The sequence below is a fragment of the Streptomyces aureus genome (assembly GCF_000725495.1).
Taxonomy (GTDB): domain Bacteria; phylum Actinomycetota; class Actinomycetes; order Streptomycetales; family Streptomycetaceae; genus Streptomyces; species Streptomyces aureus_B.
Map to the genome: position 1 here is coordinate 274,202 of NZ_JNZD01000021.1, position 25,763 is coordinate 299,964.

22 protein-coding genes and 2 pseudogenes are annotated in these 25,763 nt (G+C 70.7%); 13 read left to right on the forward strand and 11 right to left on the reverse strand.

Annotated elements, in window-relative coordinates:
* Window positions 1-784 precede the first annotated feature (784 nt).
* A complete protein-coding gene (locus IO36_RS43340) occupies window positions 785-1,819 on the forward strand; it encodes a hypothetical protein (protein WP_209441264.1) in 1,035 nt (344 codons plus the stop codon).
* Window positions 1,820-2,666: 847 nt separating this feature from the next.
* Here the strand turns inward: IO36_RS43340 and IO36_RS43345 are convergent.
* Entirely contained in the window at window positions 2,667-4,793 is a 2,127-nt protein-coding gene (locus IO36_RS43345) for a tetratricopeptide repeat protein (protein ID WP_158997506.1), read from the reverse strand.
* 235 nt (window positions 4,794-5,028) lie between these two features.
* Here IO36_RS43345 and IO36_RS46985 point away from each other — a divergent pair, with 235 nt between their 5' ends.
* The gene (locus tag IO36_RS46985; RefSeq protein ID WP_158997509.1) at window positions 5,029-5,181 is read left to right on the forward strand and encodes a hypothetical protein; all 153 of its coding nucleotides are present in this window, start codon (window positions 5,029-5,031) and stop codon (window positions 5,179-5,181) included.
* 181 nt (window positions 5,182-5,362) lie between these two features.
* On the opposite strand, the gene IO36_RS48365 is transcribed toward IO36_RS46985, so the two are convergent.
* Together IO36_RS48365 and IO36_RS44865 are read right to left on the reverse strand one after the other, a co-directional pair.
* On the reverse strand, window positions 5,363-5,578 hold the full coding sequence (locus tag IO36_RS48365; protein WP_037623236.1) for a cold-shock protein: 216 nt from the start codon (window positions 5,576-5,578) through the stop codon (window positions 5,363-5,365).
* Between the two features lie 257 nt (window positions 5,579-5,835).
* Entirely contained in the window at window positions 5,836-6,369 is a 534-nt protein-coding gene (locus IO36_RS44865; RefSeq protein WP_078943423.1) for an RNA polymerase sigma factor, read from the reverse strand.
* A gap of 303 nt (window positions 6,370-6,672) precedes the next feature.
* On the opposite strand from IO36_RS44865, the gene IO36_RS46990 reads away from it, so the two are divergent.
* The 5 genes and pseudogenes from IO36_RS46990 (at window position 6,673) to IO36_RS25250 (ending at window position 11,583) form a co-directional block, all read left to right on the forward strand.
* On the forward strand, window positions 6,673-6,936 hold the full coding sequence (locus tag IO36_RS46990; protein WP_158997511.1) for a hypothetical protein: 264 nt from the start codon (window positions 6,673-6,675) through the stop codon (window positions 6,934-6,936).
* Between the two features lie 877 nt (window positions 6,937-7,813).
* A pseudogene (locus IO36_RS25240) lies at window positions 7,814-8,443 on the forward strand (nucleotidyltransferase domain-containing protein); the annotation flags it as partial.
* A gap of 294 nt (window positions 8,444-8,737) precedes the next feature.
* Window positions 8,738-9,256 (forward strand): annotated as a pseudogene (locus IO36_RS44870) (putative immunity protein); the annotation flags it as partial.
* Window positions 9,257-9,328: 72 nt separating this feature from the next.
* The gene (locus IO36_RS25245; protein ID WP_037623144.1) at window positions 9,329-10,273 is read left to right on the forward strand and encodes an RNA polymerase sigma-70 factor; all 945 of its coding nucleotides are present in this window, start codon (window positions 9,329-9,331) and stop codon (window positions 10,271-10,273) included.
* Between the two features lie 113 nt (window positions 10,274-10,386).
* Complete coding sequence (locus IO36_RS25250) at window positions 10,387-11,583, forward strand: NAD(P)/FAD-dependent oxidoreductase (RefSeq protein WP_037623145.1); 1,197 nt, start codon at window positions 10,387-10,389, stop codon at window positions 11,581-11,583.
* A gap of 63 nt (window positions 11,584-11,646) precedes the next feature.
* Here the strand turns inward: IO36_RS25250 and IO36_RS25255 are convergent, their stop codons facing one another.
* The 5 genes from IO36_RS25255 to IO36_RS25280 form a co-directional block, all read right to left on the reverse strand.
* Window positions 11,647-12,255, reverse strand: a complete 609-nt coding sequence (locus tag IO36_RS25255) for a superoxide dismutase (protein ID WP_037623146.1) — start codon at window positions 12,253-12,255, stop codon at window positions 11,647-11,649.
* A gap of 305 nt (window positions 12,256-12,560) precedes the next feature.
* Window positions 12,561-13,196, reverse strand: a complete 636-nt coding sequence (locus IO36_RS25260; protein ID WP_078943424.1) for a TetR/AcrR family transcriptional regulator — start codon at window positions 13,194-13,196, stop codon at window positions 12,561-12,563.
* A gap of 459 nt (window positions 13,197-13,655) precedes the next feature.
* Window positions 13,656-15,530, reverse strand: coding sequence for a hypothetical protein (locus tag IO36_RS25265; RefSeq protein WP_037623147.1), 1,875 nt, complete (start codon window positions 15,528-15,530; stop codon window positions 13,656-13,658).
* Between the two features lie 106 nt (window positions 15,531-15,636).
* A complete protein-coding gene (locus tag IO36_RS43350) occupies window positions 15,637-17,346 on the reverse strand; it encodes a serine/threonine-protein kinase (RefSeq protein ID WP_051900933.1) in 1,710 nt (569 codons plus the stop codon).
* A 98-nt stretch (window positions 17,347-17,444) separates the two neighbouring features.
* Entirely contained in the window at window positions 17,445-17,957 is a 513-nt protein-coding gene (locus IO36_RS25280; RefSeq protein ID WP_037623148.1) for a GNAT family N-acetyltransferase, read from the reverse strand.
* Between the two features lie 408 nt (window positions 17,958-18,365).
* Between IO36_RS25280 and IO36_RS25285 the strand changes: the two genes are divergently transcribed.
* Window positions 18,366-18,569, forward strand: coding sequence for a cold-shock protein (locus tag IO36_RS25285; RefSeq protein WP_037623149.1), 204 nt, complete (start codon window positions 18,366-18,368; stop codon window positions 18,567-18,569).
* Window positions 18,570-18,666: 97 nt separating this feature from the next.
* Here the strand turns inward: IO36_RS25285 and IO36_RS49010 are convergent, their stop codons facing one another.
* Window positions 18,667-18,798 carry a hypothetical protein gene (locus IO36_RS49010; RefSeq protein ID WP_280923753.1) on the reverse strand — a complete coding sequence of 44 codons (132 nt, stop codon included), beginning with the start codon at window positions 18,796-18,798 and terminating at the stop codon, window positions 18,667-18,669.
* Window positions 18,799-18,921: 123 nt separating this feature from the next.
* Between IO36_RS49010 and IO36_RS25290 the strand changes: the two genes are divergently transcribed.
* The 5 genes from IO36_RS25290 to tpg all read left to right on the forward strand — a co-directional run bounded on the left by IO36_RS25290 (window position 18,922) and on the right by tpg (window position 23,637).
* A complete protein-coding gene (locus tag IO36_RS25290; protein ID WP_037623150.1) occupies window positions 18,922-19,677 on the forward strand; it encodes a DJ-1/PfpI family protein in 756 nt (251 codons plus the stop codon).
* A 137-nt stretch (window positions 19,678-19,814) separates the two neighbouring features.
* Window positions 19,815-20,132, forward strand: a complete 318-nt coding sequence (locus tag IO36_RS25295) for a hypothetical protein (RefSeq protein WP_037623151.1) — start codon at window positions 19,815-19,817, stop codon at window positions 20,130-20,132.
* Window positions 20,133-20,395: 263 nt separating this feature from the next.
* The gene (locus tag IO36_RS25300) at window positions 20,396-20,782 is read left to right on the forward strand and encodes a hypothetical protein (protein WP_037623152.1); all 387 of its coding nucleotides are present in this window, start codon (window positions 20,396-20,398) and stop codon (window positions 20,780-20,782) included.
* A 17-nt stretch (window positions 20,783-20,799) separates the two neighbouring features.
* Window positions 20,800-23,076, forward strand: a complete 2,277-nt coding sequence (gene tap / locus IO36_RS25305) for a telomere-associated protein Tap (RefSeq protein ID WP_037623153.1) — start codon at window positions 20,800-20,802, stop codon at window positions 23,074-23,076.
* A 3-nt stretch (window positions 23,077-23,079) separates the two neighbouring features.
* Window positions 23,080-23,637, forward strand: coding sequence for a telomere-protecting terminal protein Tpg (gene tpg, locus IO36_RS25310; RefSeq protein ID WP_037623154.1), 558 nt, complete (start codon window positions 23,080-23,082; stop codon window positions 23,635-23,637).
* A 125-nt stretch (window positions 23,638-23,762) separates the two neighbouring features.
* On the opposite strand, the gene IO36_RS25315 is transcribed toward tpg, so the two are convergent.
* Complete coding sequence (locus IO36_RS25315; protein WP_037623155.1) at window positions 23,763-25,523, reverse strand: ABC transporter ATP-binding protein; 1,761 nt, start codon at window positions 25,521-25,523, stop codon at window positions 23,763-23,765.
* Window positions 25,524-25,665: 142 nt separating this feature from the next.
* Complete coding sequence (locus IO36_RS49385) at window positions 25,666-25,749, reverse strand: SapB/AmfS family lanthipeptide (RefSeq protein ID WP_209441265.1); 84 nt, start codon at window positions 25,747-25,749, stop codon at window positions 25,666-25,668.
* Window positions 25,750-25,763 lie beyond the last annotated feature (14 nt).

Below are 25,763 nucleotides of genomic sequence, written 5' to 3' on the forward strand. Positions count from 1 at the left end.
TAACCATGCCGATTCGATCCGAGCAAGGACTCTTGACAACGGCCACCGATGTCAGACGGGACCTGCGTGAGGGGTTCAATCACCCCTGGCAGGCGCTCTTGTGGCGGGCGGTCATTATTGGCTCACAGTTGAGTATTATTTCGGATCGATGGCGAACTGGAACCATATGCGAATATTGCGAAGTTCATCACCCTTTGCCTTTACTGAGAAGCACTCGCTCACGTCGAGCCGGACCACTCCGGCCGGTCTCAAATTTGCATAATGAGACGGACTTCGTAGCCGGGTTCACAAAATTCGAAGTCCACCGAGCATTCTCGGAATCCCTTGAACTGCGGTGCCTGGAAGGCGGATTGGCGGAATCCGGAAGAAGTCGACCGACGGTTCCCCGGTCGCAGACAGATCCGACCGGGAATGCTGCAATCCATCCGGGGCCGGCGCCGAATGTGTTCGGGTGCGTGGGACGGCGACCCGCGATGTGAGCGGCTGCGCACCTGCCGAACAGAGCACGACCGCCCACCCGGTACCCAGCGCCGCACCCGCAGGCACCGCTGGAACCGGAGGCCAACACCCTCACGCGCTTCTCGACGACAACGAATCGGCCGCGATGGCCCGGAGCGAGTCGCGATCCGACGGCCCCGTCCGCATCAACCGCACGCCAAATGCCCCCATGCGGACACCATCGGCCGGAAGGCAGCTGTCCGGCATGACCGGACGACCACGCGGACGCCTGCCGACGCCGGATGACATCCTTGATCGGATACGCCGTCATGTACCGGAGGTTCGCGTGCCGCTCGTTGTCATCCAACCGTCCTACGGCAATCCCGCAGCCCGCCGTCACTGGCGCGACACCCTCGACCACGTCGTCGACTTCACCCACACCGTGCGCGCACCTCTTCTGACCCCCTCGCAGCGCGAGCAACTGCAGGGGTTCCGCCCCGGTGGATCCGCCCGGTTCTGGGGGGGGGCGACGGGCCGTCAGGACCGGAAGATGGAGCGCCTGGGCCCCGGAGACGTCGTCCTGTTCACCGGCCTGAACCATGTGCGCGGCATCGGCGAGATCGGCGCGCTCTTTCGCAACGCGGCCTTCGCGGACAGCATGTGGGGTGCCGACGAGGACAACGGCAGCTGGCACAACGTCTACAGCCTCCTGTCGTTCACCCCTGTCGAGATCCCCTACACCGAGATCTGGGACCTCCCCGGATTCAACGCCGGCGACAACTTCATGGGCCTGCGCATCCTGGACCCCGAGAAGGCCGCCACCGTCCTGGACGGCCTGGGCATCGAGACACAGACCGAGGCTCGCGACGACGGCAACCTGCAGGAACCCCTCGCCCGCGCCCTGCGCACCCACACCGACATTGTCGACGGCGAGGTTCTGGGCACGCCGAGCACCCGGTACCGGCTCCAGGAGCGCGAACTGGTCGTCCACCGCACGGAGGCTTTCCTGGTGCAGGAGTACGTCGGCTTCCTGGGCCTCGACCGGCCGAAGCGACTGCGCACCCCGGCCGGGATCACCGACCTCCATCTGGCCCTGCCGGACGGCAGCGAGGTCGTGGAGGCCAAACGCGCCAGCAGCCGCCGGTTCGTGCGGGAGGCCCTGGCACAGCTGTTGGACTACGCCCCCCACACCCCCGACCCGGCGATACGTCTGTCGGCGCTCTTCCCGGACCGCCCCGCCGACCGTGATCTGGAGCTGCTGCACCGCTACGGCGTCGACTGCGTCCACCGCACGCACCCGATGACCTTCGAGCGCACACCGGCACCGCAGGAGGCGCGTGCGAGCATGATGCCGTTGTGGCAGCAACGCCGGCACGACTGAGGCCAGCCACGTGCAACACGCCGGTATGCCGACGGCCATCGAGAGTCTCGACCACCGGCCGCGCCCTCGCGCCCCCGACCGGTGTCGATCTTTATTCGGTCCGGGAACACGGTCCGAAGATCGTGGATGTGCGCTGAGCGTGCTGCTCGGGATCACGAACGGATGCCGCACGGCGGTCCGAAGGAAACGCCTTGGAATGACAAGGCCTAAGAGTGACGTGGCCGGTGGACCGGGTTGCGGGCGAGGGTGACCTGGCCGGTGCCGTTGTGAGCCGTGAGCGTCGGCTGTGGGAAGTCCCCCTGAAGCGACGTTGCCGCTCCTCATGACTACCGGCACGCCTTGCATCAAGCCACCCCACTCACGGTTTGTGGCCGGAGTCAGTTCGCCCAGCTCCACCGTGACCACGGCCTGCTCAGTCCCCACGACCAGCTCGGCCGCCCAGGAGATCTGCCGCCTGCGAGGCCGCGGGAGGCCCGCGCCGTGAACCCGCAGGCCCCGAAGCAGCAGACTTGTCCGTGCCCTCGTCCGCGACCCTAGTGGCGTGCCGCGCCCACGGCGGTCCAGCGAGCGCCGCCCTGCGGTTGTGGAGAGCTGGCTGGCATCGGCATGTGGTGCGCTGAATATCCGTTTGGCGTTTGGTTTGCAGCCCTGTCGTGGGGGATGCCCCACAGGCGGGCGCGCTGGACAGTTGCTGTTCGGTTAGTTGGTTCCGGCCTTTCACCGCGTGGCGGCGACCCGGGCGAGCGGCGGGACGTGGTCGAGCAGGCCGAGGAGGCCCCCGTGCTGTTTCGTCCACAAGTAGTCGGAGTGGGTTAGCAGCTGAAGCCTGGCTGCAGGGGCTTGCGGTTCACTGCGGCTGCAGCTGGTCGAGTAGGCGGTGCGCGAGGGCCAGATGGCGGTGACCGGGCTCCAGTACACGCTGCGCGTCGTCGATGATCTGTACCAGCTCCTGCTGCGCCTGCTCTCCGCGGCCCGTGCTGATCAGTCCTTGAGCTCGTTGTAGGCGGCTGTGAAGGGCATGAGGGTGGTCGTGCCCGAGGATCCTGCTGCGTTCAGCCACCAACTGTGTGAAGAGAACGGTCGCTTCGCGGGTCCGGCCTGCCCGGGCGGCGAAGTCCGCCTGGGTACTGCGTACGGCCAGCACGTGAGGGTCATCTGGCCCGAGCGTTCGCATGGCATCGTCTATGAGCTGGCGCACCTGTTGTTCGGCGTCTGCGAGGTCTGCGTTTATGCCGGAGAACCAGATGAGGCTGCGCCGGACGGCAAGGACTTGGGGGTGGTCGGGGCCCTCCAGTCTTGCCCTGTCCTCAAGGAGGGTCCTGAGCTGATGGACAGCGGATTGCGTGTCCCCGGCTTCCCCGGTGAAGTAGGCCTGTTGGTGCCGGGCGGCCAGCGTGTCGGTGTGCTCGGGGCCCAGCGCCGCGATCGTGTCGGTGACCAGGTCACCGAATGCGTTCGCGGCTGTCTGTACATCACCAGCTTCCCCCGTGAAGAACGCCCATTGATGCAAGGAAGCCAGCGTGTCGGGGTGACGCGGGCCCAACTGGGCCCGCCTGCGCCGTACGACGCCTTCGAGGCGCCTGGCCGCCTCGCGTGGCCGGCCGCGGTCACCGACTACTGTCGCCAGGAGGAAATCTGCTCCTGCCGCGCCACCCGCCCGGGCCCGATCCAGGGCTGCTGTCGCCCGTGACAGCTGACTTGCCTGATGGGCGAGAAGCCCCATGTCGTACGCATCGGCTGCCTCCACGCGGGATAAGAGCGCCTCCCACAGATGGTCCGGCACCGGAGGCAGCCGTGGAGCGTTCAACAGGTAGTCGAAGGCGATGTAGCCCTGGCTGTAGTTGCCGATCAGCAGTCCGCTGGTGGCGTATGCGGCCGTGCACGCCCATTGCATCGCCTCGGCAAACGGCTCGGGCTGCAGGTCCGGCCCGCCACGCTCGGCCAGGTAGGGCAGATGGAAGTCCTGGAGCCACTGCCTGCTCGCAGGCCGCCGCAACCCTGATCTGCGGCAGTCGACGGCTGCCGCGACGATCGCCGCGCCCCGCGGATTGGTCCCCGGCGCCCAAGCGTTCTCCCATGCCGCCAGCAACTCCGGCCCTGCCGCGACGACTTCTGCGAGCCCAAACCGGTCACAGCTACCCAGGGCCAGCCTGATCCGCGGATCCCTCCGGTGTGCGGCAGCACGCTGCTGCTCTGCCGTGGACCAGCGACGTTCCAGCCGGACCATCGCGGCCATGTGGAGTACTTCGCGCTGCACCCGCCAGGCGTCCCGGTCCGACCCTGTCAGCCGGCTCTCTTCTCGGGCGTCGTAACGGCGGAATTCCTGCGACCGCATCGTCGCCAGGACCACGATCCGTCCGGGCCGGCCCTGAAGCAGCTCAGCCAGCTCGGACGCCGTCACCCCGTCCGCACCCAGATAGTTCTCGAGATCGTCCAGCCACAGAACAGCACGGCGACGACGCCGGGCGACCTTGACAGCATGCGCGAGCGCCGGCCTGGTCAAGGGGCGGACAAACGCATGACGAGGAAAACACGAGTGCGTAACCTCATACGCCAGACGGGTCTTGCCCGCGGTCGACTCACCGACGATGAGGACGAAACCGCTCTCCCGCACGGCCTGCCGCAGCAAAGGCTCGGCATCACGCTCGACGTAGGGCGGCGCCGCCTGGTGATCAGGGTGTCCCTCTGCGGGGTGCACACCGGCCAGCTCAGGACGGTCCACCTGATCGACCCGAGGAATACGGCCCGCCGCACTGCGCAGCAGCGCGGCATCCCTCGGCTCGCCTTGCTGCGGCCGCACATGATCTGTCACAACGGTGTAGACAGTTGTGACGGCCGCACCGATACCGGCGGCCAACGGACCTGAAGTCCACATGACCGAGAGCGCCACAGCGCCGCCACCGGCCCCCACCGCCGTCAGATACCTCAGCCAACCACGAGACCGGTTGCCACCCTGCCGCAGATACGCTGACACGCGCTGCCCCCTTGCGTGACGTGGTCTCCCATTCTCGCCGCCACACCGTCCCTGTCGAGGGATCCGCCCGTACAGCCGCTGAGGTTCCCCGTGTAACCACGATCTGATCGGCAGTTATTCGAGCCTGCAAAGTCCGGGACCGGATCACGGACTGAATTAGAACTTGAGTTCCCATCCACAGGCGCTTCACATTGTTGGCTTGTTTGTACCCGCCCAAGGCCTGGACTGTCATTCGATGCACTTAGTTGTGCCATTTTCGGGCGACCGCTTGCGTATTGACCAGCCCGCCAGCCGCGCAGAGCGGGCCGTAGTCGTCAAACTGAGCATCGTCGTCGAGCAGGTCCGCCGCATGCAGCAGAAGCTGCAGCTCAAAGGCACGAACTGCTGAGGGTCGGGCTGGCTCACGCGCCGTGCCCCTGCTCCTTGGCCTCGAGGTCACGACGGGCCCGCCGTTCAGCCTCCCGCTGCGCCCGCGATTCCGTGGCATTCTGATGCTCCGCCCGACCCGGCACGGCCGCAGCCCTCGTCCAGGCCGGCAGTATCACTGCGGCCGTGCGTAAGCGGAGATGTCAGAGCCCACGCAGAACCTTGACCACCTCAATAGGATCTTCCCTGCTACTCCCGGGCTTGCGCATGTTCAAACGGAACCAGACGGGTTCGCCTTCCTCCAGCGACCTGATTCCGTCTCCGAGAGCAGCGTGGTGAACGAAGACGTCTGCACCGCCTTCGACTGCGATGAAGCCGTACCCCTTCTCCGCGTTGAACCATTTGACCGTTCCCTTGATCCATCCCTCTCCCTCGGGGCGAGCGGCGCCCTGGGGAGGCGGCGAGTATGCGGTCCGCGGGTTGGCTTGCTGCACAGGCGTTGGCTGCGACCGAGGCCCTTCCACAGCAGCGCCTTTCTGCCCGGTGATCGCAGCCAAACCAGAGGAAAGGTCCATGCCGTCCTTCAGCGAAGACAATACTGCCTGGTCAACAACCTTCAGCCAAGAGTCCAGCTCAGGGTCGTCATCGTCGATGAACACTTCGCGGTACTCGCTCATCAGGCACCTCCTCGCTGGCTTTGGCGAGCCTTGAGCGCGGCCCGGGCTCGGCATAGGTTCTGGCGTACTGCATCTTCCGTGATCTTGAGTACCTCGGCGATCTCCGGCACTGTGTACCAGTCGTAGTACCACGCCATCACCTGCCGCTGCCGAGGTGGCAGTTCGACGAGAGCGCCATAGACCTCGCGCTCCTGATCACTCAACTCGATGTTGCTGGGTAGATGAAACTCGGTACGGGACGAGGGAAGCTCACCAGGAAGGTCTTCGCGCAGCTTCGCCCGGAAAAAGACTCGACTGGCCACCGTGCGCAGCCACCGTGATGGATAGCGGATGTTGCCCCATACTTCGTAGGCTTGGACGAAGGCCTCATGGGCGGCATCCGCAGCCTCCTGCGGACTCGCACCGTGTTTCATCACGAACCGGGCCAGTAATGGCATCTCAGCCCTGTAAACATCGGCAAAGGACTGCGGCCCAAGCACGGTTTCGATACGCGCCGAGGCCGACCTGACGGCCGGTGGGGAGATGTCATCCACCGTGTGGCCCCTGTACTCGCTGGAAGCCTTGCTTGCCTACTTCGATCACGACCTCATCTCCAGCAGCAGAGCGCATCCGTACGCGGCTCCCCGTCGGGAGGGCTTTGACCATCCGTGCTCCGGCAAGGTGCTGAGAAATGGCGGTGCCCGCATCCCGGCGGGTACGAAACCACGCCATGAGGCAGCGCGCTGCATACGCCACCGCGCATAAGCCAGCGGTCGTCAACGAGGCCTCCATCCGCCTCTCCTTCCTGCACATCCAGTGAAGCGCACGCCCACCAACTTCAGCTGGGCTATTGCTTAGTGCAGGAACCCACGCTCTGTGTGACATCGGATGCCGAGAAAATCTTCAACGCCGGCCGGGCGGGCGTTGGTCCTACTCCGCGCGGCTCCGACGCGGCCCCGGTGTATGCCTTCTTTGTGCTGGCTCTGGTTACGGCTACCGCATCACGACACCCTGCCAACGTACTCAGCACGGGCATGATCGTGATCAGCATCTTTCTGCCGGACATCCCCGTCCTGCACACCTGGGCGGTCCACCTGCAACCCCCGCTCAACCCGGACTGAGACGGCGGCGCTGTTGCCGTACAAGGGGCCTGTACGGCAACGATTCATGAGACCTGGCGGCGACGACCCACAGGCGGCCGGGAACTTCCCCGAGTCGCAACCAGGGACACGCCTGCGGAGCCTTCGGTGGCTGTGCTGTTCGAAGGTCGTGCGACGCAGCCGCTCCGCTGTCTTCTGGCCCACAGCCAATAGCCGATCTCGGCCCCGGACGGAGACCGTTGAGACCTGCCGACCCCGGACCGGGCGTCTAGCCCGGCGGTCGGGTTGCGCTGTCTGCTGCGCTCAACTATTGCGCAGCGTGTTGCGACATCTGTTGCCCTTACCTGATTCCGCACGACCACATTTACACAGATCAGGCCGTGCAGTGGGGGGCTTCCGGTTGGGCTGACATCCCCTCTGCGCCACCCAGGCCCGCCCCGAACGCCAGGCAAGGGAGGTGTGGGGGGGTGAGGTGCGGGCCGGGCGGCGGGCGAGGGGATCGGGCGGCGTGTCGACTGTTCCGCACGGCGGTCGCCGCGCGGTCCCGCCAGCACTTTGCTGCCGGGCGCGGTCAGCAGCAGATCACGGCAACACGCCCTAGGGGTCATTGACCCCAGCAACGCGCTCCGGGCCGTGCTGCTCGACGTGACAGATCCCGGTGGCAGCACGCTAGGCGATAAACGGACTCCTCCGACCGTGGTGTTCTCGACTACAGGGCCAGACGCGCCGGAGCGGCCTGGAGTGCCGCCAGGTCTGTGAGTTCGACACCACCCGCATCAAGACGAACAGGCTCGACGTCTCCGACGCCCCTTGACCGGCCCACCCCGACAGCCCCTGCCCGCCGGGGCGTTGACGGCAGCGCTCCGGCGGGCGCGTTCCACGGCAGTAGGTTGGGCACATGACCGACTTCCTGCCGCCCGGCGGTGCCGTACTCGATGACGACGAGGTCGACGCCCGGTGGGCGCACGCCTGGCGGCCGGAGCAGGTGGCGGAGCGGCTGTCCGGGGTCCGTACACCCTGGTGTGTCGCCGCGGGATGGGCCCTCGACCTCTTCCGCGGCGGGCCGTCCAGGCCGCACGGCGACCTGGAGATCGCGGTTCCCGCGGCGGCATTCAGGGAGATCAGGGACCGCTTCCCGGAGCTCGCGTGCGACGCGGTGGGCTCGGGGCAGGTCTGGGCGGACGCGGGCGCCGAAGTGCTGGCGGCCACGCACCAGACCTGGTTCCGGGATCCGGCGAGCGGCCGGTACCTGTTCGACGTCTTCCGGGAGCCGCACGAGGGCGGGACATGGATCTGCCGGCGCGACGAGTCGTTGCGGCTCTCGTACGACACGGTCGTCGAGCGGACCGCGGACGGCATTCCCTATCTGGCACCGGAGTTGGTGCTGCTGTTCAAGGCGAAGGCCGTCCGGCCCAAGGACCAGCGGGACTTCGACGGTGTGCTGCCCCTGCTGGGTCCCGAGCGGCGGGACCGACTCGGCGGGTTGCTGGAGCGGGTGCACCCGCGGCATCCGTGGCTGGCGGCGATCGGCGACCGGGCGACACCCGTGACGGGAGACCCCTCGCCCACGTGTGAGTGGGCGCAGCCGACAGCCCTGGAAGTGCGCGCCGTCGGCCGGGCGACGACCGAGGATGGACGCGTGAGCGAGGAGGGAAGCGTGACCGGAGAATCGAGCGCGACCGGGGGTCCAAGTGTGGCGGGGGCCTCGCGTGTGTCGGGGGATTCGAGGGTGAAGGGGGCGTCCAGCGCCACGGGGGGTTCGAGAGTGGCGGGGGCATCGGGCGTCACGGCCGACGCGGGCGAGGTCGCTCTGAGCAAGCAGGACCTCCGGGAGGTCACCGGGTTCGCCGCCGCGTGCGCGGAAGCCGTACTCGAGGTGTTCGAGGCCGATCGTCCGGGCGACACGCGGCCTCGGGAGGCGCTCGCCGCCGCGTGGGCGTTCGCCGGGGGCGGTGAGCGGGGCAAGCTGCTGCGCGACACGGCTTGGGCGGCGCTCAAGGCGGCCAAGAGCGCGGACACTCCGGCCGCGAGCGAGGCGGCCCGGGCGGCGATGGCCGCCGCGGGCGCCGCCTACCTCCATCCCCTGGCCAAGGCCACCCAGGTCAAGCACATCCTGGGATCGGGGGCCCACGCGGCCAGGGCGGCCGAGCTCGCCGCCGGTGATGATCCGGGCAGGGCCGATGAACTGGTCGGGCAGGCGGTGCGCCGGGCGACACCGGCCGTCGTGGACGTGCTCGAACGCTTTCCGACGGCACCGGCCGGCGGGGGACGCGTGGGCGAACTGACCCGGGTGCTGGATGCCGCCCTTCGTTCACGCCCCAGCGCCGGAGAGCCTGCTTAGGGTCTGTGGACAGCTCGCGTCGTCGGCCCGCCGGGCGGACGTGGATTGTCGGACAGGCCTAGGATCACCTGCATGGCCCTGATCATGAGTGACGTGGACCGGTTCGAGGCTGCCAGGCCCCGGCTGGAGGCCATCGCCTACCGGCTGCTGGGCTCGTCGGGCGACGCGGAGGACGCCGTGCAGGAGACATACCTGCGCTGGCAGGCGGCCGACGCCGACCGCATCGACGTGCCCGAGGCCTGGCTGACCAAGGTCCTCACCAACCTCTGCCTGAACCAGCTCACTTCGGCCCGCGCGCGACGCGAGACGTACGTCGGGCGCTGGCTCCCCGAGCCGCTGCTCGCCGGGGACACGATGCTCGGGCCCGCCGACACCGCCGAACAGCGCGAGTCGGTGTCGTACGCCGTCCTCGTCCTGCTGGAGCGGCTGTCCCCGAAGGAGCGGGCCGTCTACGTCCTGCGGGAGGCATTCGACTATCCGCACCGGGAGATCGCCGAGATCCTGGACATCACCGAGGCGGCCGGCCAGCAGATCTACCACCGGGCCAAGAAGCACGTCGCCGAGGGCAGGGCGCGCACCGAGGTCGACGAGGCCGCCGCCCGACGGATCGTGGAGGAGTTCCTGGCCGCGGCGACCAGCGGACGGACCGAACCGCTGGTCCGCCTGCTCACCCAGGACGCCGTCTCGGTCGGTGACGGCGGCGGCAAGGTCCCCGCCCGCGCGAAGGCGTTCGAGGGCGCGCTCGCGGTCGCCACCTTCCTGCGCGGCCTGTTCAAGCCGAGCGACGCGAAGCGCAAGTACGTCGGCGGGGCGCCCGCCATGTACGCCACCACCGCCAACGGCGGGCCCGCGGTCGTCGCGGTCGTGGACGGCCGGGTCGTCGGGATCAGCTGCCTGGAGGTCACCGAGGACGGCATCGTGGCGGTCCGCAGTCAGGTCAACCCCGACAAGCTCCTCCGCGCGACCGAGCGGTGGGCCGCGATGGACCACGACGAGGAGCCTCTCTACGTCCTCTGAGATGGTGTGACGCAGGTCACATTCAGATCCTGTCAGGAAACGCGGGGCCGTCCGGTTCAAGGGGCGACACCACGCCGGACAACGGCGGACCCCGCTCAGACAGGAGCACGGACATGCAGCACCGCATCGTCGTCCTCGGCGCCGGCTACACCGGAGCCACCGCCGCCGGCCGCCTCGCCAAGCGGCTGCGCCGCGAGGACGTCACCATCACCCTCGTCAACCCCGAGCCCGACTTCGTCGAGCGCGTCCGGATGCACCAGCTCGCCACGGGCCAGGACCTCAAGCCCCGCCCGTTCGCCGAGATGTTCGCCGGTACGGGGGTGGAGCTGAAGGTCGCGAGCGTGACCGCCGTGGACGTGGACCGCAGGACGGTCTCCGTCACCGGCGCCGACGGCCCGGCCGAACTCGCCTACGACACCCTGGTCTACGCCCTCGGCAGCGGCTGGAACGACGGGGGCGTCCCCGGCGCCGCCGAACACGCCGACGAGGTGGCCGGCCGTCCGGGTGCCCGGCGCCTGCGCGACCGCCTGGCCGCGCTGGAGGCAGGCCGGCCCGTGGTCGTCGTGGGCGGCGGCCTGACCGGTCTGGAGGCCGCGACCGAGATTGCCGAGGCCCGCCCGGACCTCGCCGTCTCCCTGACCGCTCGTGGCGCCCTCGGTGACTGGCTCTCGGCCAAGGGGCGCGCCCACCTGCGCAAGGTCACCGACCGGCTCGGCGTCGAGGTCCACGAGAACGCGGCGGTCACCGCCGTGACGGCGGAGGGTGTGGAGACGGCCGACGGCCGGACCGTCCCCGCCGCGGTCACCGTCTGGACCACCGGCTTCGCCGTCCACCCCGTCGCCCGGGCCACCGCCCTGGAGACCACGGAGCACGGCCGGATCGTGGTCGACGCGACGATGCGCTCGGTCTCCCACCCCGACGTGTACGCCGTGGGCGACGCCGCGATCGCGACCGGCCCCCAGGGCAAGCCCCTGCGCATGTCCTGCGCCTCGGGCGTCCCGATGGCCTGGCAGGCCGCCGACGCCATCGCGGCCCGGCTCGCCGGCGCCAAGGTGCCGCACGTCTCGATCCGCTACTTCCAGCAGTGCGTCTCCCTGGGCCGTAGCGAAGGGCTGATCCAGTTCGTCACCGCCGACGACCGTGCGGTCGACCGCACCCTGACGGGCCGCACCGCCGCGCTCTACAAGGAGCTGATCTGCAAGGGCGCGGCCTGGGGCGTCGCCAACCCGACGCTGCGACTGCCGTCCCGGCGCCGCCGGGTCGTGCGGCAGGGCGTCCAGGACCTCGCCCCGGAGGGCGTGAGCGCCTGAGCGTGCCGGCCGGGAAGCCCCGACGGGCTCCCCGGCCCGCCGGCGGTCCTGCCGGCGCCCGGCTCAGACGCCGGCCGTCTCGGTGAACCGGGCAGTGACGTCGGCCCAGTCGACCAGGTCCCAGAGCTTGGCGACGTAGTCGGGGCGGATGTTCTTGTACTGCAGGTAGTAGGCGTGCTCCCAGGCGTCGAAGACCAGCAGCGGGGTGCTGCCCAGGCCCACGTTGCCGTGATGGTCGTAGACCTGTTCTACGATCAGACGCCTGCCGAGGGGTTCCCAGGCGAGCACGCCCCAGCCCGAACCCTGGACGCCGGCGGTCGCGACGGTGAGCTGCTTCTTGAACCGCTCGAAACCGCCGAGGTGTTCGTCGATGGCGTCGGCGAGCGCGCCGTCGGGGCGGTCGCCGCCGTCGGGGGACAGGTTCTGCCAGAAGATCGAGTGCAGGACGTGGCCGGAGAGGTTGAAGGCGAACGTCTTCTCCAGCCCGACCAGGGACGCGGGCGCGATCTCGTCCCGGTCGCGGAGCTCGGCGAGCTGTTCGAGCGTGTCGTTGGCGCCCTTGACGTAGGCCGCGTGGTGTCTGGCGTGGTGCAGTTCCAGGATCTCTCCGGTGATGGCCGGTTCCAGCGCGGCGTAGTCGTAGGGCAGGTCGGGAAGCACGTAGGCGCCCATCGGGCATTCCCCTTTCCGGGTGGGTGATCTTCCCGGAACACCCTAGACCCTTATTGCGAATAACTTGCAACAACGAAATGGGTGCAGCAAGATGGTCCATGGCGGGGCCGACCCGTCAGTCTTCGGTTTCGAGCGCCGTTCCGTCCGTCCGGCGCGTCCTTCCCGGAGGGTGATCGTCTTCTCACCCGGCATCGGCCGGTTCCGGTCGGCCCCGCCTCGGGCCGTGGCCCGTTCATGTGCGGTGCCGGGTCGGCGTTCTGTGGCCGTGGGGGGTGGGTGCGAGGGGGCCGGTCGTGGGCCTGCGGTCAGGCGTGCTCCGGCAACCCGAGGACCGCGCACACCGTCCGCGCGATGTGGGGCGGGGTGGCTCCCGGGTCCTGGGCGGGCAGCAGCATGTGGCTGACGGTGAGGCGTATGGTCAGATCGGCCGCTGCCGCGCGGCGGTCGTCGTCGGCTCCGGGGACGGTGTGGTCGAGCCATGCGCGGAGAAGCCGCCGTGTGCGCGAGAAGACCGGTTCGGGTCTGCTGGTCAGGAAGGGCAGCAGCCCGTCGGTGCCCCCGCGTGTGGCGGTCAGTACGGCGCCGATGAACGGGTTGACCTCCGCCTGCTCCAGGGCGTGGGCGACGGCGGCCTCGAGCGCCTGGACGAAGTGGCCGCGGTGGGCGTCCAGTATCGCGGCCAGGCCGATGAGGAACGCGTCCGTCTCGTGCTCCACCAGGGCGCGCCCGATGCCCGCCCGGTCGCCGAACTCCTTGTAGATCGAGGGGCGTGACACCTCGGCGCGCAGGGCGAGGTCGGCCACCCGGACACGGTCCCAACCGTCCTCGGCGGCCAGCGACTTGGCCTCGGTGATGACCCGCTCGCGCATCTGCTTGCGCCAGGCCACGCGGGGAGGATCCGGCCGCAGGTGCGGCGTCGCGGAGGCGGGAGCTTCGGACATGGCCGCAGTGTGCCATGAGGGGATGGGCGCCGGGGGTGATCCTGCCCGGTGCCCGGTGCCCGGTGCCCGGTGCCCGGTGCCGGGTGACAGGCGGCCACTGGCAGGCGGGGCTCGGGATCGCGCCCCGGCTTGGTCGGCGACGGCGTCGACCGACCTTCTCCACGCGCTTCCGCCGGTCCCGCCCGGGAGTCGGCGGAAGCGCGCTTGGTGACGAGAGTGCCACTGTCCGTGCGCTTCGACAAAGGGGGCCCGGTGTCAACGTTCTGAGTGATCGTCAGATGTCTGGGCTGGTCCCGGTGGGCGCCGCAGGTCGACGGTCCGGGCTGTCTCTCCCAGGTGAGCGCTCCGGTGGCCGGGCCCGCCTGTCCCGGGCGAGCGCTCCGATGGTCTCGCCCGTCCCTCCAGAGTGAGCACCTCCGACGGCCGGGCCCGGCCGTCTCGCGCGAGCGCCCCTGGCGGTCACGACCTCGGTCCCTGCCCCGCGCGCACCAGACGCCACGCCTCCGTGAACAGCGCGGGCAGGGTGTCCGGCAGCAGCTCGAAGTCGGTCACCTCGCCCCGGTAGGTGTTCAGGCGCGCACCGATCAGCGGAGCCTTCCAGACCTCCATCGGCGGCAGGGGCTTCTTCGCGTGCGCCCATGGACCGGGCAGGAAGAGGGTGCGCCCCGCGCGCGGTCTGCGGTCCTCCACCACCAGACCGGCGGCCGGCAGCTCTGTCGAGGCCGCCTTGTGCCGGGCCGGCGTCCAGGCGTTCCAGCGCCGCACGCCGCGGTCGGACGGCGTGGGGAGCAGCAGGATCTGGAGGTAGAGGGTGGCGGCGTCCTCGGAGAGGCCGAGCGTGTCGGCGGCTTCGGCGACCAACTCCGGGACGCAGGCGCGCGGGTCGGACTCGTAGCGGCCCGGCGGCAGTGCGCCCGCGGCGACGCGTGCGGCGATGCGCTCGCAGGTGCCGTCCGTCAGCCAGTCCAGGCGCCGGCTCCGGTCGCGGCCGCGGACCAGCGCCGTGTGCAGGAGCGCGTCCGGCGTGTCGCCTCCTGCCGTCGCCTCACGCAGTCGGCGGACGGCCGCGGGCAGTCCCTCGCGCACCGGATCCCCGGCGGGGAGATCCATGTACGCCCATGCCTGGCCGGCGAGGACGGCGTCCACGACGCCAGTGGCCTCGTAACTGCCCGTGACGTCCCACGGCGCGCGCGGACGGCCGTTCCCGACCGGACCGGACCCCATCGGCGGGGAGGCGTCCGGTCCGGGGGCGGAGCCCGCCGGTTCGAGGAAGAGGCGGCACAGGTGGGTCGCGGGTATGCGGGTGCCGAGCGCGACCGAGGCCTGCCAGGTGCTCCACGGCGCGACGGGGTGGGCGCCCTGCTGCTCACCCCAGGCCGCGCCGATGCGCTCCGCCAACCGGGCCGGGCCGCCGGGCACCCACAGGTCGGCGGGGTCCTCGGGCAGCACGTCGGCGAGCAGGCCGAGCCGGTCTCCGTTGTTGAGCAACCACGCCAACTCGGTTTGTGCGGAGTCGAGTTCACCGGTCTTGAATCCGAGGACGGCCCGCTCGTGCTGGTCGAGGAAGGGCTTGTAGTAGTTGTGCGTACCGGGGTTGCCGGCCAGGACGAGTGCCGCGGCGGGGCGGCTCAGCCCGGTCGCCTCACTCAGCGTCACGGCGGCTTCCGCGTCCCAGGTGAACGGACCGCGTTCCCGGACGAGTTCCACCAAGCGCAGCAGTTGCCCTGGCGTGCCCCAGCCGTGGTGGCAGTCCGTGACGTCGAGCGGTTCCTCGGGGCGCGGGGCGCCTTCGCCACCTGGCGCCACGGCCTCGAAGTACAGCGAGGTGCACGCTCCCGGCAGATGGAGCCCGAAGGAAACCCCTTGGAGACTACGGGCGTTGAACGAGGCCGTCCCGGCGAGCCGGCCCAGGCGGAAGCGGTAGGCCGGATCGGCGAACGGTGTCCCCGCCCACATCTCCAGGAAGTCGAGCGCCATGTCACGACGCTCCGGCCGGGTCACCGGGGACGCCGCGCGCAGCGCGAGCGCGCCGACGCGGCCGACGAGTTCCGTCCATCTGCCCGCACCGGGCAGCCGGACCTGGCCCGCGTCCCGCTCGGGCGCCCGGCGCGCCGCGCGTTCCGCCCAGGTCTCCTCCGGGTACAGATGAACGTCCTGGTCGCCGGGACCGAGCGTCCGCCCGTCCTCGACGTAGCGCCCGACGCGTCTGATGTCGTCGAGGGCGCCCGCGTTCCAGCCGTCCGGGACGTGGACGAGCCCCTGAAGGGCGGCGCGCAGGGCATGGGCGTCCCGCACGCGCGGAGTCGTGGACCGGGCCGAGTCGATCGTTTTCATGGGCCCGATCATCCCGGACGGCACCGACAACGGACCGTTCGAACCCTGTGTGCCGCGCCCGCCTGCCCTCGACCTCAACAGCCCTGCTCCAGGCGGGCGTTACGCCCTAACGGTCGTCGTCGCCGTCCAGCAGGCGGCGCAGTTTCCGCGCGTAGCAGGGATCGGGCAGGACGAAGCCGCCGGGCTCCTGCGAGGGATACGACAGCTTGCGCAGCGGGGCCGACGGGAAGGGCCATCGCGTCTCGACGGACCAGCGCACCCCGCTCAGTTCGGCGCCCGCGAGGTCGGCACTCCGCAGGTCGGCCCCCGAGAGATCGGCTCCTGTCAGCCGGGCCGCGCGGAGCGACGCGCCCTGCAGGTCCGCGCCGCGCAGATCGGCGCCGGTGAGGTCGGCGTCGGACAGCACCGCGACCATGAGGTTGGCGTTCGTCAGCCGGGCCCCGGTCAGGTCCGCTTCCGTGAGATGGGTCGTGTACAGCTGCGCTTCCGACAGATCCGCACCCGACAGGTTCGCCTTGCCGAGGTAGGTGCCCGCGAGGTCGGCGCCGCCGAGACGGGCATTGGACAGTTCGGCGAACGGCATCATGGCGAAGGACAGTTGGGTTTGCGTCAGGCACGCCCCGGCCAGTCGCGCCCGGATGAGGATCGCGCTGTCCAGGTTCAGACGGGAGAGGTCGAGGCCGGCCAGCACGCCTCCCGGGAGGTAGACCATCTCCTCGACGAGGTGCCGCAGTTCCTTGACCGGGGGTGTCCGCGGGTCCCGGCATGCCTCCGGGTGGGCGCGCTGCCAGTCGGCCAGTTCACGCACACGGTCGAGGCCGGCCGCCGACATCGGCATGACGCGGGTCCGGGGGATCGGGTCCGGGGCGGGCGACGGCGCCCCGGCATCCAGCAGGACGGTCGCGTCGTACGGGGAAGGGGCACCCGGCGCGGCCCCGGTGCAACCGTTCCCCGCTGCCGGGTCCGCAGGCGCGCCGGGGGCGATGTCGGCCGGACCGTGCGCCCGGGTCCACGCGTCCATCGCGGCCCCGACCATGCCCCGCGCCGCTCGGGCGTCGGCGGGCCGGTCGTCCGGCCCCGGGGCGAGGAGCGCGAGGACGAGTGCGTCGACCTCGGGAGGCAGCGGCTCGCCGCGGCGGACGGAAGGCGGGGGCGGCAGCCGCCGCTCGTAGAGGCCGCCGCACTCCGGACGCGCTCCGGTCAGCAGTTCGTACAGGACGCAGCCGAGGGCGTACAGATCGGCCCTGCCGTCGGTCGTGCCGGGTGCGCGGAGCTGTTCGGGTGCCATGTAGGCGGGGGTCCCGACGGCCTGGCCCGCCAGGGTGAGCCGGCCCGCCGGATCGGGCTCCTGGACGAACCGGGCGATCCCGAAGTCCAGGAGCTTCACCGTTCCGCCGGGCGTGACCATCACGTTGCCGGGCTTGATGTCCCGGTGCAGCAGCCCGGCCGCGTGCGTGACCTCCAGGGCCCGGCAGATCTGTGCAGCCCAGTCCAGGATCAGCGGCACCGACGCCCCTGCCGCGGCCCGGTCCAGGGTGTGCCCGGCGACCAGTTCCATGACGACGAACACCGTGCCGTCCGCGTCCTGCCCGTAGTCGAGCACCGCCACCACGCGCGGGTCCCATATCCGTCCGAGCGCTCTCGCCTCCGCCGCGAGCCGTTCCTGGGCGGCGGGCACACCGTACGCGGACGGCAGCACCTTGAGCGCCACCGTGCGTCCGATCCGCTCGTCCTCCGCGCGCCAGACGACCCCCATGCCGCCCCGGCCCAGTTCGTCCTTGAGCCGGTAGCGCCCGGCGAGCAGTGCCTGTGTCATGGCTCCCCCTCGACAACAAATAGCGTCACATCGACGAGAATTCTCGTCGATGTGACGCTAGCTCAGTCGTGGGTGCCAGGACAACCTGGCTCGGGCGGTCAGCGCACCACCTCGTCGGCGAGCAGGTCCATGAGGAGGCCGTCGTGCCAACTGCCGTCCGGGCCGCGCTCGTAGCGGCGCATGACGCCGACGGGGCGGAAGCCGACTTTCGCGTAGCAGCGGATCGCCGCGGTGTTGTCGGCCGCCGGGTCGATGACCAGACGGTGATGGCCGTGCTCGTCGATGAGGTGGCAGGCCAGCGTGCGCACGGCGTCGGTGCCCAGCCCCCTGCCGTGCACCGCGGGATCGAGGAAGACGTCGATGCCCGCGTGCCGGTAGTCCGGCTCCTCCTCGGCGTACCACTGGATCATGCCGATGATCCGGCCGTGGTGGCCCACCGTCAGACATCGGGTGTCGGCGTCCCGCAGATCGTCCGCCACCTCCGACTCGAGATCGTCCCCGCCCCGCCAGCGCGCACGCACCTCGGGTGTGGCCCGGATGGCGGCCAAGGCGGGGACGTCGTCCTCGACGGTGGGCCGGAGGACGACAAGAGCGCCACGCAATACGGTCATGCCCCACGACCCTAGGTCGATCCGCGGCGCGGCGCCGCGCGCCGCGACATGAACCCGCCCCCTGGCGTACTGATCGCGCCCCCCGTGACGGTGAACCCGCACGGCGCGACAGCGAAACCGCGCCTCGTGACGGTGAATCCGCGGTGCCGGCGAACCCCTCCGCGGTGCCCGCGCGGAAGGATTCCGGCCCTGGTCGGCGCGGTCGGTCCGGTGAGCCGGACGCCCCTGAGGGTCTCGGCGGCTCGGCGTCACCCGGGCGACGGATCGTACGTGATCCAACTCACTCCGGAGTTGATGTCATGACTACGCCTCCGCGGGGTAGAACGGACGTCGGTGCCACCCGGTGACGGGCGGCGCCGTCTCATGAACCAGCCGGGGGCTTCCTCGGCGATATCGAAGGACATCAGCATGGCCAGCGGCACCGTCAAGTGGTTCAACTCCGAGAAGGGCTTCGGATTCATCGAGCAGGACGGTGGCGGCCCTGACGTCTTCGCCCACTACTCGAACATCTCCGGCAACGGTTACCGCGAGCTCGTCGAGGGTGAGACGGTCACCTTCGACGTCACCCAGGGCCAGAAGGGCCCGCAGGCGGAGAACATCGTCCGCGGCTGATCTGCCCGGAACGAACCAAGGGGCCCCGGCTTTTGCCGGGGCCCCTTGGCCGTTTGCGGGGCCGTGATCCCTGCGGTTCAGAGGCGGTACGCGGGGGTCAGAGGTAGTACGGGGTGTACGTGATCGAGGAGACCTCGAGGTAGCGGGCCCCGTCCGCGGTGGCCCAGGTCGAGGAGTCCGGGTTGCCCGGCCAGTCGCCGCCGACCGCGGTGTTGACGATGAAGTGCATGCGGTGGGGCGCGGTCGTCCTGGCACTATCCCGTCGGAACCTGTCAGTTGTGCCCCTGGGCGATGAGAGCACCGGACAGTTGACTTCGAGGTGGCCGAGAAATCCACCCCCGAAGGAACACCCATGCACATCCAGATCGTCCTGTTCGACGGCTTCGACCCGCTCGACGTCATCGCCCCGTACGAGGTCCTCCACGCCGGCGGCTCGGCGTCGGGCGGCGCGGTGACCGTCGAACTGGTAACCGCGGAGGGGCCTCGTGAGGTGGTCGGCGGCACCGGGGGACTGGCGCTGCGGGCCACGAGCACCCTCGACCTGGAGCGCGCGGACGTGCTCCTGGTGCCCGGCGCCTCGGGGCGCGTGGGTGAACCTGGGGAGGTGCCGGAGGTTGACGCGGACGCGGACGCGGAGGCCGAGGGCGGCGCTGGGGCCGAGGCCGGGGGCGAGGTCGGGTCCGGGTCCGGGTCCGGCGAACGAAGGCAGGACGAGTTCATCCCGGTGCTGCTCGGCCGCACGCTGACCACCGAACTCCCCGCCCTCCTCAAGCAGGCCATGGAGGACCCGGACATCACCGTCGCGACCGTGTGCGGCGGCTCGCTCGTCCTGGCCCTGGCGGGCCTGCTGGAGGGGCGGCACGCCACCACGCACCACCTGGGCCTGGACATGCTGGACGCGACGGGCGTACACGCCGTCCGGGCCCGCGTCGTGGACGACGGCGACCTGATCACCGGAGCGGGCGTCACCTCGGGGCTCGATCTGGGCCTGTACCTGCTGGAGCGCGAGCTGGGGCCCCGCGTCGCGCACGCCGTCGAGGAACTCTTCGCGTACGAGCGACGCGGCACCGTCTGGCGCGCCCGCGGCCCGGTCCCCACCGCCTTTTGAACACACGGCGCATCACGTGCAGTTGGGCTGCCGCCCCTCGTTCACGTGCAGCCAGTTGTCGTCCGTGCAGTCAGTCGCCCCGTGCAGCCAGCCCCCAGCCCCGGCCCCAAGCCGCGCAGTGTCAGGAGAACATCACCATGTCCGTCGAAGGCACCTGGAACCTGTCCGTCGCCACCCCCATCGGCAGGATCAAGGCGGTGGTCGAACTCCATGAGCGGGACGGCGTGCTGTCGGGTGTCGCCCACGGAGCCGGTGAGGAAGTGGCCCTCAGCGAGGTCTCCCTCGACGGCGACCGGCTCACCTGGAAACAGGCCGTCACCAAGCCGCTGCGGCTGAACCTGGCGTTCGACGTGACGGTCGACGGCGACACGCTCCAGGGCACCTCCAAGGCCGGCCGCCTTCCGGCCTCCAAAGTCACCGGCGAGCGCGACCGCGAACCGGACCGCAGGTCGTGACCTGCCCGGTCCTCGCGGTCGGTCCCGCTCCTCGGGGCCGACCGCTGGGGCTTCCGCGAGAACTACCGGGGGAACCGCAACGGTCGCCCGGGGGAGCCGCACCGGCCAGGTGGGCCTCGATACAGGTTCCCGCGAAGCCGGGCGAGTTCTCCCGACACGCGCCTGCGCCCACCCCTGCATCTCTACCCGAAGGCGCCAGAGGCTTCTGCGGGTCAGCAAACAATGAAACGTTGTTTCGTTGGGTGTTGGGATAAGGTGGCCGCATGGGACGTGACGTTCGTCAGCAGGCCCGGGAGCAACTGGCCGCGCTCGAGGAGCCGGTCGGGGGAGACGAGCCGGCGGCGCAGGGGCTGCACGGGGACGTCCTCCTCGTCGCGCGGCTGTTGTCGGTCGCCGCCGAGAACCGGCGCGACGGCGGGCGGGAGCCCTCGGTCACGGCGGACGACGTGGGTGCCGCCCTCACCCTGTTCGAAGGCATGCGGGAACAGCTCGACCGGCTCGAGGCCCAGGCGGTCCTGGAAGCGCGGCGTCACGCCATGGACTGGCGGCGGATCGCCGCCCATCAGGGGCTGAACTCCTCCCAGGCCGCCTCGCAGCGCTACCAGCGACTGATCACGCGGCTCGAAGAGATCCGACAGGGCGTCCGGTGAACGAGGAAGAACCACAGATGACCAACCAGCCGCCCGAGTTGTTCTCCGCGATCGACTCGCTCCTCGCCGCCGTCGACGAGGGAACCGTGCTGCCCGCCCCGGCCGAGCGGGTACGGCTGCGTGAAGCGGCGGGGCTCACTCAGGCCGCCGTCGCCCAGGCGCTGGGCGTGCGCGTCCCGAGCATCTCCGCCTGGGAGGCCGGCCGGGCCGAGCCCAAGGGCGACCGCCTTGAGGCCTACCGTCGGCTTCTCGATGGTCTGGCCCACCGCTATCCCGGGCCCGCGGCGTCCCCAGTACATACGACGTCCCCGGCACGCACGACATCCCCCGCGCCCCGGGTGGGCGACCGTCCCGAGGGCCAGGGCCAGGGCCAGGGCCAGGGCCAGGGCCAGGGCCAGGGCCAGGGCCAGGGCCAGCACCAGCACTCGTCCGCCCAGCCCTCGCCCCCCGCCACGGCGGCGTCCCCGGTCACCGAACCGGCGCCCCTCCAGGGAACCTTCTCCGGTCCGACCTCCGCTCCCGCCCCCCAGTCGGCCCCGGCTCCGGAGACCCTCGCAGCCCGGGTCGCGCCGCGGCCCGACACCAGGCCGCCCGTGCGCAAGCAGGCCGTCCGGCCGCCCCTCCATGCCGATCCGGACTTCCCGCACGGTCCGCTCGCCGTTCTGGACGGTGACGGCTCCGCCTTCACAGCGGTCGGAGTCGTGCTCGACTGCCCCGCCTCCAGCGTCCCGGAGCTCGTGGAATGGGCGCTGAGGGAGTCTGGGCTCGGCGCCGCCAAGTTGCACCGCAACGGCAAGGACGCCGATCCCCTGATCGTTCTCACCGCCGCCGCCGCGGTGAAGCTCGGCCTTCCCGAGCGCCTGGAGGGCCACGAACAGCGCCGCTCCCTGCGGCTGCCCGCCGACCACCCGGTCGTCAAGCAGGTGACGGGCGCGCGCTGGAGCCTCACCCAGCGCGGCTTCGGCCCGTGGGCCCGCGTCTACCGGCCCGCCCAGTCCGGGCGACGGCAGTGCGTGCAACTGGCGGTCCTGTCCTGGGACGCGCTCGACGACCGTTCCTGGCCGGGAGTCGCCGAGATGGAACCGGCCGACATCGCCCGTGCGCTCGGCACCTACGCCCGGCGGGTCCTCACCCCGCGCGGCAGCACGGCCGTGTCCGGACTGGAGCTGATGACCGCGCTGCGCCCGCCCACCCGGGCGGTGGAGGACCCCGCGAGCGGCAACTGGATCCCCGGACACAACCCCGGCAGCCTCGGCACCGACCCCGTCGACCCGGCACCGCCCGAGGCCACGAGCGAACACCCCGTGGTGGTGAACTCCGGCTGGAGCGGCGGCTTCCTGGACGAGGAGGCCTACCAGTGGGTGCGTGATGTCGACCTGCTCACCGGCCAGGAGGCGACCCTCCCGTACGCCGTCGGCCTCGATCTGAACACCGCGTTCCTCGCGGCCTCGGCCCGCATGACGGTGGGCCTGTCCGGCCCCGAACACCTCGTGCGCCCGCCCTTCAACCCGAAGGTTCCCGGCAGCTGGTTCGTGGACCTGTCGCACGTCGAGGTGGATCCGCGCCTTCCCTCGCCGTTCACCCCGTCCGGTACCCGTCCCCAGGGCCCGGCCTGGTACCAGACCCACACCGTCGCCTACGCCCGGCAACTCGGCTACGAGGTCACGCCGATCGAGGCGTATCTGCGCCGGGAGACGGGCGCCTACCTCGATCCCTGGCACGACCGCCTCAAGACCGCCTACCTCGACACGCTCGCCGACCTCGGTGTCACCAAGGACCTCGCCGACCAGGAATTCCTCACGGCGATGGAGCGGCACAAGGAAGCCGACCCGGTCATGGCCGCGGTCCTGGCCGCGATCAAGGCCACCGTCAAGGGCGGTGTCGGCAAGCTCCGCGAGCGCCCCCAGGGCCGCCACTACAAGCAGGGCGAACGATGGCCCGCGCTGGAGCGCCCGACCTGGCGCCCCGACATCCGTGCCGCGGTCATCTCCAAGGCACGGGTCAACATGCACCGCAAGCTGGCCAACACGGCGGCGATGACGGGCCTGTACCCGCTGGCCGTACTGTCCGACTGCGTCGTCTACCCCTCACCCGGTCCCAGCCCCCTGGACTTCCTGCCCTGCGACGAATCCGGTAAGCCCCGGCCCGGCGGCTTCCGTCTCGGCCCCACCCCGGGGCTGGCGAAACTGGAGGGCGTCCAGGACCTGGCCTGGGCGGTCGACCTGATGGAACAGGGCCTCAACCCCGCCCGCCACATCAAGGGCGGCGACTCCGTCCTCGACGACGGAGAGTGACCCGTGGGAGAGATCGACGACGCGATCGAGCGCGCCGACCGGGAGGGGTTCACCCGTGAACCGCCCAAGACCCTTCCGGCCCGTATCAACTACCTGCTGCGCCAGCTGGGGAGCGCGAAGGCCGTCGCGGCCGAACTGGGCGTCACCGCCGACTCGGTGAACCGCTATCGCCGCGGAGCCAGAAAGCACCCGCCCGCGGAGATCGCCGCCAGGATCGACGCCGCCGTGCGCTCCCGCTGGCAGCCGGTGGTCCGCAGACGCCGGCGCAGACAGGCCGCCAGCACGGGCGGGATCACGGTCGAGACGCGGGCCCGCTTCGGCTACACCGCACCCGTCGGCACCACCGACGACGGCCGGTTCCGCCGGTTCACCGTGCACCTTCCCGCGGCGTACGCACAACGGCTGTTCGACGCCCGTGACGCCGGCGCCGGCGACCTGGAGCTGCGCCGGATCATCGCCGAGGGATTCAAGGACATCTACTTCCGGGACGGCGGAACCCGGGCCGACGAGCTCTCCGACGTCGCCATCAACGACATCGACTACCTCGACCTGGAGTTCTGAACACGGAGTGCACCGGCCGGGCCGGTGTCCTTCTTCGGGGAGGGCGCGACCTTCCAGATCATTCCGGCGGGGGCCCGCACGACCCCGCCGAAGCCCCGGAAAGACAGGAGTTCGATCGTCCCGGCTCAGGATCCGGTGATGGCCTGGCTGGCGATGAGCCGCTGGTACGGGGCGCAGCGGGCCAGGAGCGTGGGGTGGTTGCCGGTGTCGGTGACCGTCCCCTCGTCGAGCATGATCACGTGTTCGGCGTGCTGCACGGTGGTCAGCCGGTGCGCGACGACGATCACCGCGCGGGTCGTGGCCAGCTCCTCGATGATGGTCCGGAAGCGTTGCTCGTTGAGACCGTCGAGCTGGCTGGTCGGCTCGTCCAGCAGCACGATCTCGGCGTCGGAGAGCAGGGCCCGGGCGAGTGCCATGCGTTGCCGCTGGCCGCCGGACAGGTCGGTCTCGCGCCCGAGGTGGGTGTCGAGGCCCTGGGGGAGACGGGCGATGTCATCGCCGAGTCCGACCGCGTCCAGGGCACCGGCGAGCTCGGCGTCGGTGGCGGGGGTGGTACGGCCGAGCTGGAGGTTCTCGCGGGCCGTCGCCTCCAGGAGGGTGAAAGCCTGGTCGACGTACGTGATGCGGGTGCGCAGCGCGTCCAGGGGCCAGTGCCGCATGTCGTGGCCCAGGACCGTGATGGTGCCGGAGGAGGGCCGGATGAAACGGTCGATGAGGGAGAGGGTGGTGGTCTTGCCGGCCCCGGACGCGCCCACCACGGCGGTGAGTCCGGTGCGGGCGGTGGTGAACGAGATGCCCTCCAGGGTGGGCCGGCCGGCACCGGCGTGGGTGTAGGAGACGGAGTCGAAGGCGACGGCGGGCGCGTCGGGCAGTGGGGTGGGGGCGGTCCGCTCCTCGTCGGCCGGGTCGTCCTCCGGCGGCATGAGGAGCAGGTCGTTGCAGCGGTCGCGGGCGGCGAGGCCGGACTGCAGCCGGCCGAGGCCGGTGGCCAGCGTGTTGACCGACGGGATGGCCTGGAGCAGATAGAGGAGGAACGCGGCGAACGCGGCCGCCGTGATGTCGCCCGCGGCGAGGCGGGCGCCTCCGGTGAGGATCACGGCGATCATGGCGAGCTGGTTGCCGAGGGTGAGGACCGCGGGGATCAGGGTGCCCAGCCGGGCGCCCTCCAGTGAGACGACGCGCAGCCGTTCCGCGTCCTCGGCGAGGGCACGCCCGGCCAGCGGCTCGGCCCGGTTGGCCTTGATGGTGGTGAGCGCCTCGAGGTTCGCGGTGAAGCGCTGGGCGATGTGCCCGACCGCCTCCTGCTGGCCGGTGACGTTGGCCCGCATACGGCGCAGGACCAGCATCACCATGAGGGTGAGGGCGGACAGGGACACCAGGGTGACCACGGTGAGGACCCAGTCGATCCACACCATCACGCCCAGGGTCGCCGCGATCGTCACGGTCGCGAGGGGCAACTGGCTCGCCACGTCGACGATCTGACGCAGCAGCAGCGCGTCGGAGGTGATCCGGGCGGCGAGTTCTCCTGTGCCCTGGGTCCGGACGACGGGCAGCGGCAGGCGCAGCGCGTGTTCCATCAGCGTGATGCGCAGCCGGTACGCCATGCGTTCGCCGATGCGGGCGAGCAGGAAGCCGGAGGCCGCCTGGGTGAGGGCGCCGGCCACGGCGGCCCCGCACATCAGGGCGATGTGCTCGCCGAGCGGGTGGTGGCTGGAGAAGTCGGTGATGACGTCCCGGAGGAAGAGGGGGAGGGCGAGCGTGGCGGCGGTGGCCGCGAGGGCGAGGACCAGCGCCACGGTCAACGGGCCGGGCTCTGAGGTCAGTTCACGGCGCAGCCGCAAGGGGCCCGGTGTACGGGGGGCGCGGGGAGCGGGCTCGTCGGCCACGGGGGATCCTCTCTGGTCGGCTTTGGGGGCGTCACATGGGGCGCGTACCGGGCGGCGGGTGTCGGCCCATGAGGGACCGGCCGGGCCCCTGGTGGTGGCCCGGCCGGCGGTGCTCTGTGCTGCCCCTAAGGGGCCTCGCCCGCTAGACGCAGAGGATCGTGCTGACGGTGCTGGTGCCGCAGTTGAGGACGCTCAGGGAGCTGGTGCTCGCGAGGGTGTCGTCGATCGGGGTGGCCTCGG

Bases quoted from the DNA above. Each gene is read 5' to 3' on its own strand.
- IO36_RS46985 (WP_158997509.1), top strand. From the start codon at position 5,029: ATGCACTTAGTTGTGCCATTTTCGGGCGACCGCTTGCGTATTGACCAG.
- IO36_RS25245 (WP_037623144.1), top strand. From the start codon at position 9,329: ATGGCCCTGATCATGAGTGACGTGGACCGGTTCGAGGCTGCCAGGCCC.
- IO36_RS25250 (WP_037623145.1), top strand. From the start codon at position 10,387: ATGCAGCACCGCATCGTCGTCCTCGGCGCCGGCTACACCGGAGCCACC.
- IO36_RS25255 (WP_037623146.1), bottom strand. From the start codon at position 12,255: ATGGGCGCCTACGTGCTTCCCGACCTGCCCTACGACTACGCCGCGCTG.
- IO36_RS25260 (WP_078943424.1), bottom strand. From the start codon at position 13,196: ATGTCCGAAGCTCCCGCCTCCGCGACGCCGCACCTGCGGCCGGATCCT.
- IO36_RS25265 (WP_037623147.1), bottom strand. From the start codon at position 15,530: ATGAAAACGATCGACTCGGCCCGGTCCACGACTCCGCGCGTGCGGGAC.
- IO36_RS43350 (WP_051900933.1), bottom strand. From the start codon at position 17,346: ATGACACAGGCACTGCTCGCCGGGCGCTACCGGCTCAAGGACGAACTG.
- IO36_RS25280 (WP_037623148.1), bottom strand. From the start codon at position 17,957: ATGACCGTATTGCGTGGCGCTCTTGTCGTCCTCCGGCCCACCGTCGAG.
- IO36_RS25285 (WP_037623149.1), top strand. From the start codon at position 18,366: ATGGCCAGCGGCACCGTCAAGTGGTTCAACTCCGAGAAGGGCTTCGGA.
- IO36_RS49010 (WP_280923753.1), bottom strand. From the start codon at position 18,798: ATGCACTTCATCGTCAACACCGCGGTCGGCGGCGACTGGCCGGGCAAC.
- IO36_RS25290 (WP_037623150.1), top strand. From the start codon at position 18,922: ATGCACATCCAGATCGTCCTGTTCGACGGCTTCGACCCGCTCGACGTC.
- IO36_RS25295 (WP_037623151.1), top strand. From the start codon at position 19,815: ATGTCCGTCGAAGGCACCTGGAACCTGTCCGTCGCCACCCCCATCGGC.
- IO36_RS25300 (WP_037623152.1), top strand. From the start codon at position 20,396: ATGGGACGTGACGTTCGTCAGCAGGCCCGGGAGCAACTGGCCGCGCTC.
- tap (WP_037623153.1), top strand. From the start codon at position 20,800: ATGACCAACCAGCCGCCCGAGTTGTTCTCCGCGATCGACTCGCTCCTC.